Origin of the sequence: Sphingomonas colocasiae, assembly GCF_019880585.1 — a bacterium.
GTDB lineage: Bacteria > Pseudomonadota > Alphaproteobacteria > Sphingomonadales > Sphingomonadaceae > Sphingobium_A > Sphingobium_A colocasiae.
On sequence record NZ_JAINVV010000013.1, the window covers coordinates 288,969 to 303,733 of the forward strand.

General features: G+C 65.3%; 18 protein-coding genes. 10 read left to right on the forward strand and 8 right to left on the reverse strand.

What is annotated here, in order from left to right; translation table 11 throughout:
* Positions 1–72 precede the first annotated feature (72 nt).
* Both lspA and K7G82_RS26610 read left to right on the forward strand, forming a co-directional pair.
* Positions 73–603, forward strand: coding sequence for a signal peptidase II (gene lspA / locus K7G82_RS26605; protein ID WP_222992996.1), 531 nt, complete (start codon positions 73–75; stop codon positions 601–603).
* A complete protein-coding gene (locus K7G82_RS26610) occupies positions 596–1,012 on the forward strand; it encodes a DUF3035 domain-containing protein (RefSeq protein ID WP_222992998.1) in 417 nt (138 codons plus the stop codon). The genes lspA and K7G82_RS26610 overlap by 8 nt, the downstream gene beginning before the upstream one ends.
* 302 nt (positions 1,013–1,314) lie before the next feature.
* On the opposite strand, the gene K7G82_RS26615 is transcribed toward K7G82_RS26610, so the two are convergent.
* Positions 1,315–2,079 carry a TorF family putative porin gene (locus K7G82_RS26615; protein ID WP_222993001.1) on the reverse strand — a complete coding sequence of 255 codons (765 nt, stop codon included), beginning with the start codon at positions 2,077–2,079 and terminating at the stop codon, positions 1,315–1,317.
* Positions 2,080–2,314: 235 nt separating this feature from the next.
* Between K7G82_RS26615 and K7G82_RS26620 the strand changes: the two genes are divergently transcribed.
* A complete protein-coding gene (locus K7G82_RS26620; RefSeq protein WP_222993003.1) occupies positions 2,315–2,656 on the forward strand; it encodes a hypothetical protein in 342 nt (113 codons plus the stop codon).
* 43 nt (positions 2,657–2,699) lie between these two features.
* Here the strand turns inward: K7G82_RS26620 and K7G82_RS26625 are convergent, their stop codons facing one another.
* The 3 genes from K7G82_RS26625 to sseA are packed head-to-tail and all read right to left on the reverse strand — an operon-like array spanning position 2,700 to position 5,679.
* Positions 2,700–3,647, reverse strand: a complete 948-nt coding sequence (locus tag K7G82_RS26625) for a mechanosensitive ion channel family protein (RefSeq protein ID WP_425517311.1) — start codon at positions 3,645–3,647, stop codon at positions 2,700–2,702.
* Positions 3,644–4,885 carry a cystathionine beta-lyase gene (metC, locus tag K7G82_RS26630; protein WP_222993007.1) on the reverse strand — a complete coding sequence of 414 codons (1,242 nt, stop codon included), beginning with the start codon at positions 4,883–4,885 and terminating at the stop codon, positions 3,644–3,646. The genes K7G82_RS26625 and metC overlap by 4 nt, the downstream gene beginning before the upstream one ends.
* Positions 4,840–5,679 (reverse strand): 3-mercaptopyruvate sulfurtransferase, encoded by an 840-nt coding sequence (gene sseA, locus K7G82_RS26635; RefSeq protein WP_222993008.1) that lies wholly within the window; start codon positions 5,677–5,679, stop codon positions 4,840–4,842. The genes metC and sseA overlap by 46 nt, the downstream gene beginning before the upstream one ends.
* Before the next feature lie 303 nt (positions 5,680–5,982).
* Here sseA and K7G82_RS26640 point away from each other — a divergent pair, with 303 nt between their 5' ends.
* Together K7G82_RS26640 and K7G82_RS26645 are read left to right on the forward strand one after the other, a co-directional pair.
* Positions 5,983–6,348: a PilZ domain-containing protein gene (locus K7G82_RS26640; RefSeq protein WP_222993010.1), complete on the forward strand. Its 366-nt coding sequence runs from the start codon at positions 5,983–5,985 to the stop codon at positions 6,346–6,348.
* Between the two features lie 142 nt (positions 6,349–6,490).
* A complete protein-coding gene (locus tag K7G82_RS26645) occupies positions 6,491–6,712 on the forward strand; it encodes a hypothetical protein (RefSeq protein ID WP_222993012.1) in 222 nt (73 codons plus the stop codon).
* A gap of 28 nt (positions 6,713–6,740) precedes the next feature.
* Here the strand turns inward: K7G82_RS26645 and K7G82_RS26650 are convergent, their stop codons facing one another.
* Positions 6,741–7,340 (reverse strand): YdeI/OmpD-associated family protein, encoded by a 600-nt coding sequence (locus K7G82_RS26650; protein ID WP_222993014.1) that lies wholly within the window; start codon positions 7,338–7,340, stop codon positions 6,741–6,743.
* 217 nt (positions 7,341–7,557) lie between these two features.
* Between K7G82_RS26650 and K7G82_RS26655 the strand changes: the two genes are divergently transcribed.
* The 3 genes from K7G82_RS26655 (at position 7,558) to K7G82_RS26665 (ending at position 10,278) form a co-directional block, all read left to right on the forward strand.
* A complete protein-coding gene (locus K7G82_RS26655; protein WP_222993016.1) occupies positions 7,558–8,061 on the forward strand; it encodes a hypothetical protein in 504 nt (167 codons plus the stop codon).
* A gap of 150 nt (positions 8,062–8,211) precedes the next feature.
* On the forward strand, positions 8,212–9,579 hold the full coding sequence (locus K7G82_RS26660) for a cytochrome P450 (protein WP_222993018.1): 1,368 nt from the start codon (positions 8,212–8,214) through the stop codon (positions 9,577–9,579).
* A 189-nt stretch (positions 9,580–9,768) separates the two neighbouring features.
* The gene (locus K7G82_RS26665) at positions 9,769–10,278 is read left to right on the forward strand and encodes a hypothetical protein (protein WP_222993020.1); all 510 of its coding nucleotides are present in this window, start codon (positions 9,769–9,771) and stop codon (positions 10,276–10,278) included.
* 7 nt (positions 10,279–10,285) lie between these two features.
* On the opposite strand, the gene rarD is transcribed toward K7G82_RS26665, so the two are convergent.
* Positions 10,286–11,191: an EamA family transporter RarD gene (rarD, locus tag K7G82_RS26670; RefSeq protein ID WP_222993022.1), complete on the reverse strand. Its 906-nt coding sequence runs from the start codon at positions 11,189–11,191 to the stop codon at positions 10,286–10,288.
* A gap of 85 nt (positions 11,192–11,276) precedes the next feature.
* Positions 11,277–11,444: a hypothetical protein gene (locus tag K7G82_RS26675; RefSeq protein ID WP_222993024.1), complete on the reverse strand. Its 168-nt coding sequence runs from the start codon at positions 11,442–11,444 to the stop codon at positions 11,277–11,279.
* 322 nt (positions 11,445–11,766) lie between these two features.
* Between K7G82_RS26675 and K7G82_RS26680 the strand changes: the two genes are divergently transcribed.
* On the forward strand, positions 11,767–13,059 hold the full coding sequence (locus K7G82_RS26680; protein WP_222993025.1) for a homoserine dehydrogenase: 1,293 nt from the start codon (positions 11,767–11,769) through the stop codon (positions 13,057–13,059).
* Between the two features lie 42 nt (positions 13,060–13,101).
* Here the strand turns inward: K7G82_RS26680 and K7G82_RS26685 are convergent, their stop codons facing one another.
* A complete protein-coding gene (locus tag K7G82_RS26685; RefSeq protein ID WP_222993027.1) occupies positions 13,102–13,548 on the reverse strand; it encodes a hypothetical protein in 447 nt (148 codons plus the stop codon).
* A gap of 56 nt (positions 13,549–13,604) precedes the next feature.
* Between K7G82_RS26685 and glpX the strand changes: the two genes are divergently transcribed.
* Positions 13,605–14,579, forward strand: coding sequence for a class II fructose-bisphosphatase (glpX, locus tag K7G82_RS26690; RefSeq protein WP_222993029.1), 975 nt, complete (start codon positions 13,605–13,607; stop codon positions 14,577–14,579).
* Positions 14,580–14,765: the final 186 nt, after the last annotated feature.

Here is a 14,765-nt window from a genome sequence, read left to right on the forward strand (position 1 = left end):
GGGATCGGCCGGTTCCCCCCTTCCGACATCTCCCGTTTCCGCTTTCGCGGGAATGGCAGTAAAGGGTTTCCGATGACCGAAGCCATCCGTTCCCATCGCCGTCTCGGCCTGATCCTGGCGTTTGCGATCTTCGTCGCGGACCAGCTCGTCAAATATGTCGTCACCGGCCCGCTGGGCGTGGACGGCTATGGCAAGTCGCTGGAGATCCTGCCCTTCTTCAACCTCACCTATGTCGAGAATTACGGCGTCTCGATGGGCTTCCTGCGCGCCGACAGCGAGGCGATGCGCTGGGGGCTCGTCGCCCTCACCATCGCGATCAGCGTGGGCGTGACGGTGTGGATGTGGAAGGAGAAGCGCCGCGCCGATATATTGGGCCTGGGGCTCGTGCTGGGCGGTGCGCTGGGCAATATCGTCGATCGCGTGCGCTTCGGCCATGTCGTCGATTTCGCGGATCTCCATTTCGGCGAGATCCGTCCCTTTTTGATTTTCAACGTCGCCGATGCTGCTATTACCATCGGTGTGCTCATCCTGCTCGTGCGCGCGCTGCTGGTGCGCGACAAGGCCGGGGATGCGGCGAATGGTACGGAGACTGTGGATGCGTAAGCCGGCATTGATCGCAACTCTGGGGATGGCCTTGGCCGGCCTGTCCGCGTGCGGATCGAGCGGCTATCTGGACCGTGAACGCCCCGATGAATTCGCCGTCACGCGCAATGCGCCGCTGGTGATTCCGCCCGATTTCGCATTGGTGCCGCCGGCCCCCGGCGCGCCCCGCGCGGTGGAGGCGGATTCGAGCACCCAGGCGCTTCAGGCGATGTTCGGCGGGCCTTCGGCGCGCAGCGCGGCCGAAAGCGGCGTCGTCAGCCAGGCGGGCGGCGCGCGTTCCTCGGCGGGCATCCGTTCGGACGTCGGCGATCCCAAGACCGATGTGGTCGACAAGGGCGCCGTGACGCGCGACATCATCGCCGCGCCCGAAGGCGATGGCCAGGACGCGCGCGCCAAGACGCCGCAATAATCGCCGCGCCGGGTGCCCGGCGCGCCTTTCATCGTCCGATGATGTGAAAAGGGACCGTGCACCCCCCGGTACGCGGCCCCTTCCCCCCTGTTGAGCCTGACCGCCGCGACACAAGACGTGACACGTCCCCGCGCGAGCCGGACATCAGGCTCCCCCCAACTCGTGGATCCCTGTCGCGGCGATGCGCGACCGGTTTCCGGAACATGCTGTAATTACGTTCAATCACAGCCGGTTCGCAAGTGTTTGTGATCGCGCCGCCGGACGACCGTCGCCGGCCACCCGCGCGGCGGATCAATGCCCCGTCAGAATGATACGCCGACCGATGCCACGACGCCCGCCTTGGCGATGTTCTTGCCGCTGATCGCGTTGAACGACGCACCGTCGGTATCGACATAGGACAGGCCGAACGACAGGTTCTTCCAGGCGTAGGTGGCGCCCACGCTCCAGTCGCTATATTCCTTGCCGATCGTCAGGAAGCTCGGCCCGAAGCTGTGGCCGAAATGCGCCGCCACCGACAGGGGCGTGTTTGGAATGCCCGCCGACAGGTCCGCCGCCAGATAGAGATTGTCTTCCTTGCCGGCGCCTACCGAAAGCGCGTTGGACTTGGGCGCGTAATTGGCGGTCAGCTTGCCGGTGACGGGGCCGAATGTGTGCGAGACCGAGATATAGGGCTCGAAAAAGTCGCTGTCATAGCCGGGCACGATGTCCTCGGCGCCGGGGTAGTAATAATAAAGAACACCCATATCGAGCGTGGTGCCGCCCTCGAAGGTCTTCTTCCACCCGACGATGAAATCGATTTCCTGGTCGCCGCCGCCCGCGACATAATCGTCGATCGAGGACCCCCAGACCGTGGCGTAGAGGCCCGAATCATGGGAGACCGTGAAGCCGCCCTGCACGGCGAACTCCTTGTCGGTCTGCGAGATGCCACGGAAACGATAATCGGAGACCAATGTCGCGCTGCCCGAAAGCGTTATGCTGCTTTCTTCCTCGGGTGCGTCCTGCGCGAAGGCAGGGGTTGCGAGCATGGCGATAGCCAAGGCCGTGAGGCCGGTGATGGACGTGCGCATGATGTTCCTTTCTGGTTCAATGCGTCGTCCCGCCTGCGTTCCCGGCTTCGCTTCTCTGGAAAAACCGGAGCGAATTACCTTGGGAACGATCGAAAGATGGCGGATTGTGCTGCGGTGCACAAGATTATTGTGCGGACGCTGGCAGCGATCGGCCCCGCCTGTTGCGGCAGCGCAACACCAGCCCCGGTCAACGGGATAAGCCTTTGTTAGGACTGGCCGGGATAGGATTTGCACCATGTCCAATCTCGGCAATTCCCCGACCATCGAGGCACGGCCCGCGCCGGCCGAACAGATCGCGCAGCTCCGCGCGATCCGTGCGCTGGTGGACGAACTGGCGGGCAACGCGCCCGACAACGGCGCGACGGCCGAGGATCTGGACCGACGCTATGATCATGCTTCGTCGATCGTGCAGCGGCGCTTCGACGCACTGGCCGGGGAAACCGCGGCCTATGCCGCCGATGGGCTCTCCGCGCTGATCGCCGGACGCGGCGCCGGCGCCATGGTGGCAGGCGCGGCCGCGCACCTGGCTCGCGAGATGGCGCGTTCGATCCGTCGCATGGAAATGCTGCTGAGCTGAGTTGATGCGGAGACGGGTGGGACCACCTGCCCGCCCCTCGGCCTCAAACCGGCGAGGTCGATCGCATCGTGATCTGGCGCTGCGGCAACGGCACCTCGATATCATTCTCGCGGAACAGCCGCCAAAGGCGGATGAGCACGTCCGACTTCACATTGGTGACGCCGCTTTCCGGGTCGCTGATCCAGACCAGTATCTCATATTCGATGCCGTTCTCGCCGAACGCCAGCATCCACACATTGGGCGCCGGATCATCCAGCACGCGCGGCGCCTCCCGCGTCGCGTCCATCATCAATCTCTGCACGAGATCCTGATCGCAGCCATAGGCCACCCGGACGGGAATATGGATGCGGACGTTGCGGTTGGAATAGGACCAGTTCTCCACTTCCTGGGTCATCAGATTCTCGTTGGGAATCAGATGTTCCTTGCCGTCGCGCGTGACGACGGAAACCGCGCGGATGCCGATCTTGTTCACCCAGCCGAAGCTCTCGCCGACCACGATCACGTCACCCGGCTTGATCGACCGATCCATCAGCAGGATGATGCCGGCGATCAGATTGCCGAAGGTCTTTTGCAGGCCGAAGCCGACGGCGAGGCCGAGCGCGCCGGAAAAGACCGCGAGCGCGGTCAGATCGATGCCGAGCAGGTCTATGCCGACGAAAAAGGCGGCGACGACCAGCGCGATGCCGACGATCTTTTCGGCCAGCAGGCGCTGCGTCGCGTCGAGCGCGTCGGTGCGGCGGATATAGCGGCGCAGCAGGCGATGGGTCAGCCGCACGCCGACATAGAGCGCGATGCCGATGACGACGAGCCGGCTGCCGCTGAGCAGCGACACGCGATAGCGGCCGGCCTCGAACCCGATCCGGTCCATCATCACGATCACCGGATCGAGCGCGGGCACCTGCCCCGAAAACAGCACGAGCATCAGCGCGAGAACCATCAGGCCAATCAGCCAGCGGCCGATCGTCGCGACGCCGATCCGCGCCTGGCTCATCCGCGCGCCGCCCGGAAGCGATCGAGCCCGGCGGCAAGATCGGCGATCAGGTCGGCCGGATCCTCCAGTCCGATCTGAAGGCGAACGAGCGGCCCGGCCGCCATCCATGGCGTCGCGGTGCGAAGCGGGCCGGGATCCGCGGGGATGGCAAGGCTTTCATAGCCACCCCAGGAATAGCCGATGCCGAACAGTTCCAGCCCGTCGATCAGGGCGGCGCGCGCCGCATCGTCGCCATCCGCGAGCGTGAAGGCGAACAGCCCCGCCGCGCCGGAGAAATCGCGGCGCCATATCTCGTGCCCCGGGCAACCGGGCAAGGCCGGATGCAGGACGGAGGCGACATCCGCCTGTTCCGCCAGCCATTCCGCGACGGCCAGCGCGCTGGCCTGGTGGCGCTCCATCCGCACCGCGAGCGTGCGCAATCCGCGCGCGCCGAGCCAGGCGTCGTCGGGACCGACATGCTGGCCAAGAGCATAGGTGGTGTTGCGCACGGCCGGCCAATATTCGGCGTTCGCCGTCACCGATCCCAGCATCGCATCCGAATGGCCGACGATATATTTGGTGCAGGCCAGGATCGAGATATCCACGCCATGGCCGATCGCGGGGAACAGCAAGGGCGTCGCCCAGGTATTGTCGATCAGCGTCACCACGCCCCGCGCCTTCGCGGCGGCGCAGATGGCCGGCACGTCCTGCACTTCGAAGGTCAGGCTGCCGGGGCTTTCCATGAAGATCGCGCGCGTCTTCTCGCCGATCAGATCGGCGATCCCAGCCCCGATCATCGGGTCGTAATAGCGCGTCGTGACGCCGTAGCGACGAAGCAGGCCGTTGCAGAAAGCGCGCGTCGGATCATATGCGCTGTCGACCATCAGCAGTTCGTCGCCGGGCGAGAGCACCGCGAGCAGCGCGGTGGTGACCGCCGCCACGCCCGAGGAATAGAGCAAGGTGCCTTCGGCGCCCGGCTCCATCTCGGTCAGCGCATCGGCGAGCGACCATTGGGTCGGCGTGCCGCGCCGGCCGTAAAAAAGCTTGTGATGCGTATCGCGATTGCGCGCGCGCATCTCCCCGACAGTGTCGTAGAGGATCGTCGAAGCGCGCCAGACGGGCGGATTGACCACGCCGCCCGTCCATTCCGGGCGACGCCCGGCCTGGACGAGCCGGGTCGCATCGCCATGCGCCTTCGCATCGCCCTTCCCGCTCACGCCTGGCCCGTCGCCTTGGGCGTGGTGAGATCGGCGCCCCATTCGCTCCACGAACCGTCATAGAGCGAGAGTTTCTGCGCACCCGCCAGCACCGCGCCGAAGAACAGCACCGATGCTGTGATGCCCGATCCGCAGGTGGTGACCACCGGCTTTTCGAGATCGATGCCCGCCGCCTCGAACGCCGCGCGGATCCCCTCCGGGCTCTTCCAGCGGCCATCCGCCTCGAACATGTTGCCATAGGGCAGGTTCTTCGATCCCGGGATATGGCCGGCATGAGTGCGCGGGCGCGGATCGGGCTCCTGGCCGGTGAAGCGGGCGGCGCCGCGGGCATCGACGATCTGTTCCTTCTCGAACGCGACGACATCCTTCATCTGATCGAGCGTGCGCAGCGTCGCATCGTCCTTCCAGACGGTGAAGTGGCGGTGGCGCAGCTTTTCCTTGCCGCTCGCGACCTCGCGCCCCTCATCCTTCCACTTGGCGAAGCCGCCGTCGAGAACCGCGACATGGTGCGCGCCGAACAGCTTGAGCATCCACCAGGCGCGCGCCGCGGTGTGCAGCGAGGAATCGTCGTACAGCACGATGCGGCTGCCATCGCCCAGCCCCAGCGACTGCATGCGGCTGGCGAACTTCTCGGCCGGCGGCAGCATGTTGGGCAGATCGGTATTGGTGTCGATCAGATTTTCCAGATCCATGTAAACGGCACCGGGAATATGCGCCGCCTCGTACAGCGCGGCGGCATCGCCGCCGCCGGGCAGGAAATAGGTGGCGTCCACGACGCGCAGATCGGGAGCGCCCAGTTCGCCCGCCAGCCATTCGGTGGAAACCAACATGTCCATAGATTTACGCTCCCGATTCCTGTTTCGACGGACCGTGACCATTTCGGGCCGAACGGTCCGCGCCGGTCAATGCCGTATCGATAGGGGCAAAGCCCGATTCCTGCCTAGACCATCCACGCGCCGGAGTGAATCAAACCGACGCATTTTCCGGCTTTCGCCCAAAAAACGCCGCATATCGCCCCCTGCCCGTTACGCCTTAATCACCCCCCGCGCCCGCGTCGAGACGACAAGGGTGCGCCGCCGATCCTTACCTAATCTTTACTCCTCGCGCTTAGCCTCGGCGCGCCCAAATGGAGTAGCCGCATGCATATCGCAGCGAAGATGGCCGTCGACATTCCCGCGTCCAATCGGCGGCGTGCCGAACGCGAAGCGGTGGAGGTTTCGACCACCCTGCGCGCGTCGGGCCATCATGGGCTGGACGTGGTGATCCGCAACATCTCGACGCTCGGCTTCATGGCGGATGCCAGCGGCGAATTCGAACCCGGCGATCATGTCCGCGTCCGCCTGCCCTCGCTCGGCACGGTCGGCGCGCGCGTGGCCTGGGCGCGAGAGGGCCAGATCGGCGCGGAATTCGAGCAGGAGATCGACCTGCACAAGCTTCGCGCCGTGCTGGCGGTGACGGGCGCTGCACCGGCGAAGCGCGAACGGCGGCCCAAGCTCGTTTCCTGAACATCATCCGGAAAGGCGAAGATTCCTCTTGCCGCGCGATCACATTTCGCGCGGTCCGCAGTAGCTATTTTTCGCTGGATGACGTAACGTCCCGGTCCGTCATTCATCTCCGGTAAAGTTTCGCTAGGGCAACGTTGGGGACATGGGGAAGGCCGCTCTCATCATCGCAGCGACTGCGTTCGCACCGATCGTGTTGCTGTGCTCCGATGACGCGACCGCCGCGCGTTCTTCCACGACGCGCTCCAGTACCGAGGATTGCGAGGAACGCCGGAGCGCCCCGATCGCCTCCGCGGCGCCGCTCCTCGACATCCGCATGCCGAAGCCCGCCATCCTGAAGCGCAAGCGCCGCTATATCCGCATGTAGCGCAGCGGATCCCCCCGCATGGCGCGGGTCAGCATTGCGCATATTTCCAGTTTCGGCTTTTGCCCTCCGCCAGCCAGGCGATCGCCTGCGCGATGCGGCGGTCGCGCGTCCCGTCCCTTTTCGCCTCTGTGATCCATTCGACATATTCGCGCCTGTGGCTTTGGCTCAGCGCCGCAAACGTCTTCGCCGCTTCCGGCGCACCCTCCAGCGCGGCGGCAAGCGCCGGCGGCACGATCAGCTCGGGCTTTGGGTGCTTGAGCGTTCGGGGCACGCTGCCGCCGCTGTCGATCAGATCCGCCGCGCGGCCGATCAATCGCCCAAGCGAGGCGTCGTCGGGCAGATCGTCCAGCGTGGTCATCCGGCCGAACTGCCCCATCGCATCGTACGCGCGCCCGGTTTCGCCCGTCACTTCCGCGCCGCGCCAGAAGCCGAAGGTCGCATGCGCCTTGAACGCGGCCATGCTGCACAACAGCTTTTCGCGATAGGTCCAGGCCGGGGATCCCCATTTTATGGTTTCTCGCGCATCGGGGCAGTGCCGCGCCACCGCGTCGCGCAGCGCCGTCAGGATCGGGCGGGCGAAGTCCGCCTGGCGCGCGATATAGGCGTCGATCCGCTCGTCCTTCGCCATCGCCCCCCCCCTCCCTGTCTGTCATATGAACGGGCGGTAGTTTTTCGTTCACGAAACTCTCGCTGCGTCTGTCCGTTTTAGAGCATCGTGCGGAAAAGTGGGAACCGGTTCTCCGCACGATGCGGCTACAAATAGCTTCAGCGTGCTGCGCGATTCACATTTCGCGCAGCACGCTGAATACCCGTTCCGCCGGAGGGTGAACATGAAGGAGGATAAGATGAAGAAACTCGTTCTAGCGTCGATCATGCTGGCGTTCGTCGTTCCCGCCGCTGCGGCACTGGCGCAGTCGCCGAGACAGGCGGAACGCGAATATCGCCGCGACGTGCGCGAGGCACAGCGCGACTATCGCGAAGACGTGCGCGACGCGCGACGCGACCGCCGCCAGGCCAACCGCGACTGGCGCCGCTATCGCGACTATGACTATAACCGCCCCGAGCGCGGCTATCGCGGCTATGACGCGGCCCGCTATTATCGCGACGGCCGTTATTACCAGCCGCGCCGCCTGGGCCGGAACGACCGGATCTATCGCGGAAATGACGGCCGCTATTATTGCCGCCGCCAGGACGGCACCACCGGCCTGATCATCGGTGGCGCGATCGGCGGCCTGCTCGGCAATTCGCTGGCGTCCGGCCGTTCGAGCACCTTCGAAACCATATTGGGCGCCGGCGCCGGCGCGCTGCTTGGCCGCGAGATCGATCGCGGCGGGGTTTCCTGCCGCTAAACCGCGGACAGCATCTGCGCGGCAGGAGGTCCGGCGGGCTGCGTATCGCCCGCCGGACCAACCGCGTATCCAGCTTCGCGCAGATGCTTGCCATGGGCCGTCCGCCTGCGTTACTAACCTTTATGTCAGTAACGCAGGCGGGAGCCGGTCATGGCCTATGCACACAGCTTCGAAGCCAATCCCCATTGGTTGCCCCGTGGTGTCGGCCAGGCGATCGACCATATTCCTGGGCATGACGGCCGCCCCTTTGTCGGTTCCACGCTCGACCAGCTTCGCGATCCGCACGCATTCACGCGGCGCATGCATGCTCAATATGGGCCGGTCTATCGCATCCGCAGCTTTGGCGGGCGCACCGTCACCCTGCTCGGCCCCGACGCCAACGAACTGATCCTGTTCGATCGCGACAAGCTGTTCTCGTCCGAACAGGGCTGGGGCCCGATGCTCAACCTGCTCTTCCCGCGCGGGCTGATGCTGATCGATTTCGAAAAGCATCGCGCGCACCGCCGCGTGCTTTCGGTCGCATTCAAGCCCGAGCCGATGCGCCGCTACGCCGAATCGCTCAATGAAGGCATCGCGGCACGCATTCCGGACTGGAGCGGCCGCGACATCCGCTTCTATCCGGAGATCAAGCAGCTTACGCTGGACCTGGCCGCGTCGTCCTTCCTCGGCATCCCTTTCGGGCCGGAAGCGCAGCGCGTGAACCAGGCTTTTGTCGACATGGTGCAGGCGACGGTCGGCATCGTGCGCATCCCCCTGCCCTTCACCGATATGCGGCGCGGCGTGAAGGGACGCGAATATCTGCTCGACTATTTCGGCCGCGAGGTGCCCAAGCGGCGCGACGGCGATGGCGAGGACATCTTCAGCCAGATCTGCCGCGCCACGCACGAGGATGGCCGGCTGCTCGCCGACGACGAGATCGTCGATCATATGAACTTCCTGATGATGGCGGCGCACGACACCATCACCTCCTCGCTCACATCAATGATCTCGGAGCTCAGCCGCAATCCCGAATGGGAAGAGAAGTTGCGCGCGGAGATGCTGGGGCTTGGCCTCAACGGCGATTCGCTGCCTTATGAGCGCGTCGATGATCTTGTCCTCACCGACTATGCGTTCAAGGAGACGCTGCGGCTGATCCCGCCGGTTCCGTCGATCCCGCGCCGCGCGGTGCGCGACTTCTCGTTCGGGGACTATGATTTCCCGGCAGGCACCTATGTGGCGGCGGCCGTCGCCTTCACGCACAGGATGCCCGAGCTCTGGCCCGATCCCGAACGCTTCGATCCCATGCGCTTCGCGCCGGAGGAAGCGCGCGGACGCCACAAATTCGCCTGGGTGCCCTTTGGCGGCGGCGCGCATATGTGCCTGGGCCTGCACTTCGCCTATCTCCAGGCCAAGACCTTCCTCTATCACCTGCTGACGACGCATCGCATCGTGCGCACGCATCAGGGCGAAACCGCCTGGCAATACTGGCCGATCCCCAAGCCCAAGGACGGACTGCCCATCCGCTTCGAGCGGTTATAGAGCATCGCGCGGAAAAAGCCTGCCCTCGCGAAGGCGGGGGTGGGAACCGGTTTTCCGCGAAAACGATGCGATCACAAATATCTGGAGCAGACTGCGCGATTCAGATTTCGCGCAGTCTGCTCTAGCCCGCCGCTTGACGACGGAAAGCCGCAACTGTATTATTTGATTAATACAGCAGGAGACGATCCGATGCGCGCTTCCCTTCTCGCCCTGGCCGCCCCGTTGGCGCTGCTCGCCGGTTGCGGCGGCGGTGACGATGCCGGCACCAGCATCTCGATCAAGGGCAATGACACCGAAGGCAAGCCCGCCACCGCCATCATGGACGGCGGCACGGGTGCGGTGAAGATCGACGTTCCGGGCTTCGAAGCCAGTATCAAGCTGCCCAAGGTCCAGCTCGACGCCGACAATTTCGACATTGGCGGGGTGAAGCTCTATCCCGGCTCCAAGGTCACCGCGATGAACATCGACGCGGCGAAAAAGGGCGAAACCAAGGATTCGGTGACGATCGCGTTCGATTCGCCCGCCGACGCGGCAACCGTGAAGGCCTGGTTCCTTGAAAAGATGAAGGCGGAAAGCTTCACCGTGGCGGAGGCAGCGACCGGCCTGTCGGGCAAGACCGACGACGGCAATGCCTTCACGCTGACGCTGACCCAGGGCGCGGCCGGCAGCAGCACCGGCTCGATCGCCATCACCGAGTGATCCGGTTTCAGGTCGGCTCGGGCACCTGCACGCGGCGCATGCCGGCGAGCGTACCCGCCGTATAGACGGCGAGCCCCGTCCAGATCAGCGTGAAGCACAGGATGTGCGAGAGCGTCAGCGGCTCGCCATAGACGAAGACGGCCAGCAGGAAGACGATCGTCGGCGCGACATATTGGAGCAGGCCCAGCGTCGCATAGGGCATGCGCCGCGCCGCCGCCGCGAACAGCAGCAGCGGCACCGCGGTCACCACGCCGCTGATCACCAGCAGCAGCGTGATGGTGTGATCCGATCCGAAACTCGCCTTCTCCGTGGCCGAAAGCCACATTGCCCAGCCGAGCGCGAAGGGCGAGAGAATCATGGTCTCGATCGAGAGACCCTCGATCGCCTCGACGGGCGCCATCTTGCGCAGCAAACCATAGGTGCCGAAGCTGAATGCGAGCGTCAGGCTGATCCACAGGCCCGATCCCGCGCCCCATGCCAGGACGAGGACACCCGCCGCCGCCAGCGCCACCGCGACCATCTGCACGCGCCCGAGCCGTTCCTTCAGGAAGATCACGCCAAGCGCGACATTGATCAGCGGATTGAGGAAATAGCCGAGGCTAGACGCCAGCACATGATCGTTGAGGACGGCCCAGATATAGACGAGCCAGTTGCCCGCGATCAGCGCGGCGGACAACGCCAGATAACGCAACGCCACGGGATTGCGCAGCGCCGCGCGCATGTGCGGCCAGCGCCGGCCGAAGGCGATCAGGGCCGCCAGCAGGACGAGCGACCACAAAATGCGCTGCGCGACGACCTCTCCGGCCGAAACCGATCCGAGCTGCTTGAAGAAGACCGGGAGGAAACCCCAGATCAGATAGGCGGACAATCCGTAGAGCAGTCCGGCCCGGCCTTGCGAGATACGCGCATCCATGGCGCGCCTTTAGCAGAGACGGCCATGAGCGCGAGGCGTTATCGCCTTGCCACGGGCAAAGAAATTTATGCCGTCCGGCTTCCGGCTATTCGGCACTATCCAGCAGGAAAGCGTGATGCGTCTCGCCATCGCCCGTCACCGCCAGAATCTCGTCACGCTGCCGGGGATCATAATCGTCCAGATCGCCGGCCGCGCCATCAAGCTCCACATCGAGCCCGATCAGCATCTCGTCCGGATGGCGCGTTGACATCATGGGCATATCGGCATTTCGGGGCGGCACGGTCTTTCTCCCTGCAAACAGGTTGATCCAGGCCCCGGAGACTCGCCCCCCAGGGCGAACCGCAAGGGCAACACTCCGCCGCCTTCCAGTCAATAGGCTATTCCACACATCCGGGATGGACCGTCACGATCCACCGATGGAGTGATCAGGACGGCGCGGGGCTTCCACCTCAATCGATCATGGTCTCGATCATTAGATGAGAGCCTGATTCACGACTTCGGCGGACGCACGAAGTGCTTCCACCTCAATCGATCAGGCTCTAGGAGGGCCGCGAAACAAAGAGGAAAGACGGATTATGGCGGAACCGCTGAGAGTGGCGATCGCAGGGCTTGGCACGGTGGGCGGCGGCGTCATTCGCCTGCTCGAGGTGAACCAGGCGCTGATCGAACGGCGGGCGGGCCGGCCGATCGAGATCGTCGCCGTCTCCGCGCGCGACCGCAGCAAGGATCGCGGCATCGACATTTCGCGCTTCCAGTGGGTCGACGACATGACCACCCTGGGCGAGATCGAGGGCGTCGACGCCGTCGTCGAGCTGATCGGCGGATCCGATGGCCCTGCCCTGGCGCTGGCGCGCCGCACCCTCGCCGCCGGCAAGGCCTTCATCACCGCCAACAAGGCGATGATCGCGCATCACGGCCTGAGCCTGGCCGGCGTCGCCGACGCGCAGGACATTCCGCTGAAGTTCGAGGCGGCGGTCGGTGGCGGCATCCCGGTGATCAAGGGCCTGCGCGAAGGCGCGGCCGCCAACGAGATCAAGCGCGTCTATGGCATCCTCAACGGCACCTGCAATTATATCCTGACGACGATGGAGCAGGACCGGCGAGACTTCGCCGACGTCCTCGCCGAGGCGCAGGCGCTCGGCTATGCGGAGGCCGATCCGAGCTTCGACATCGACGGCGTCGATGCCGCGCACAAATTGTCGATCCTCGCCAGCCTGGCCTTCGGCAGCGAGCTGGATTTCGAGGGCGTCGCCACCACCGGCATCCGCCATCTGATCGCCGCCGACATCTCCGAAGCGCAGGCATTGGGTTTCCGCGTCCGGCTGGTCGGACTGGCCGAGGCCGACGGTGACGGGCTGCTCCAGCGCGTTCGTCCCTGCCTGGTGCCGATGGCGCATCCGCTGGCGCATGTCTCGGGTTCGCTCAACGCGGTGGTGGCCGAGGGCAATTTCGTCGGCCGGCTGTTCCTCCAGGGCGCGGGCGCGGGCGACGGCCCCACGGCATCGGCGGTGGTCGCCGATCTGATCGACGTTGCGCGCAACGAATATGGGCCCGCCTTCGCGATGCCGGTGGGCTCGCTCGCCCGCCCGCCCCGCGCCGATTCGGGCGATCGCACGGGCCGCACCTTCCTGCGCCTGACCGTGCAGGACCGCACCGGCGTGCTCGCGGAGATCGCGACGGCGATGCGCGATGCCGGCGTGTCGATCGAAAGCTTCATCCAGCGCGGCGCGAGCGAGGATGGCGGCGCGCTAATCGTGCTCGTCACCCATGCCTGCCCCGAACGCTGCATCACCGACGCGCTGGAACGGCTCGCCGGATCGGACAGCCTGACCGGCCAGCCGATGGTGATGCACATTCTGGATCTGTAGCTTCATGCCCGCCATTTCGGCGAAAGCCGGAATGGCGCCTCGCTATTTCCGCCCCGGTATCGGCGGCGGATCGATCGCGCCTTCCGGGTCGATCAGCCGCTTGATTCCCGAGAGCACCGCGCCGGCCACCGCCGTGACCGGCAGCCCGCCCGTGCATGATTCGCCGGTCTGGACGACACCGCACGAGCCCGTCCGCATGCGCGCCGCCGAGGCGCCCGGCATATCCCCCGTCGCGCGCCTTTCCCCATCACGCGAATCGCGCTCGTCACGCAGGGGCAGGCGTGCGCGCTGATCGTCGCGCTTGCCGCAGACCGTTATCTCGCCAGATATGGGATCGGCACCTGCGCAGCGCGCATCGGGCACCGCGACCATGTCCTTGAAATTGGTGAGCGCCTCCTCGGCGGTCAGCGCCCCCGTCTGCGCCGGAAGCGACGGAGCGCATGCAAGCGCCGCCAAAAGGCAGAAAGCACGCACGGCGATTCTCGACATTGCAACAACCCTCGCCTATCGCGCTTTCGCAGCCGATAAAGGGGAACACTAAGCCGATGGTGGAAGCAAGCCGGATTCTCGACCGGGTCCTGGTGCTCGAAATGGTCCGCGTCACCGAAGCCGCGGCGATCGCCGCATCGACGCTGATCGGGCGTGGCGACGAAAAGGCGGCCGATGCCGCCGCCGTCGAGGCGATGCGCATGGCGTTCAACGATCTGTACATGGACGGCACCGTCGTGATCGGTGAAGGCGAACGCGACGAAGCGCCGATGCTCTTCATCGGCGAGAAGGTCGGCAACGCGATCGGGACCGGCCCCAGGATCGACATCGCGCTCGATCCGCTGGAAGGCACGACCATCACCGCCAAGGCCGGCCCCAACGCACTGGCCGTGCTCGCCATCTCCGAAGAGGGCGGCCTGCTCAACGCACCCGACGTCTATATGGAGAAGCTGGCAGTCGGCCCCGGCTATCCCGACGACATCATCGACCTCAACCGATCGGTGAAGGACAATGTCTGCGCGGTTGCCGCGCACAAGGGCGTCGATCCCTCCGAGATCATCGTCTGCGTGCTCGATCGTCCGCGCCATGAGAAGCTGATCGCCGAGCTGCGCGCGATCGGTTGCGGCATCATGCTGATTCCCGACGGCGACGTCGCCGGCGTGATCGCGACCACCGATCCCGAAACCACGATCGACATGTATATGGGATCGGGCGGCGCGCCGGAGGGCGTGCTGGCCTGCGCTGCGCTGCGCTGCGTCGGCGGCCAGTTCAAGGGCCGGCTGCTGTTCCGCAACGAGGACGAGAAGGCCCGTGCGCGCAAATGGGGCATCACCGATCTCGACAAGGTCTATGACCTGAAGGAACTCGCCAAGGGCGACTGCATCTTCGCCGCGACGGGCGTGACCGACGGATCGCTGCTCGAAGGCGTGAAGCGCAAGCGCGGCGGGCTGATGACCACGGAAAGCGTCGTCATGCGCGCCAGTTCCGGCACGGTGCGCTGGGTGCGCGGCGAGCATCGCAAGCCCAAGTGAGGCACTCTCGGGCCTAGCTTATCCTGTCATTCCCGCGAACGCGGGAATGACAGGGAAGGTTTAGGCTGTGAACCCATAAAGGCGACTGGTGAGAGCACGTGCAAATGAGGCGTGCAGACGCTATGCCTTGGCCCAAAGGGGGCTGAATGACTGGAAACTTGCTTCTGTGGCGCTGGTCGCCGGAGT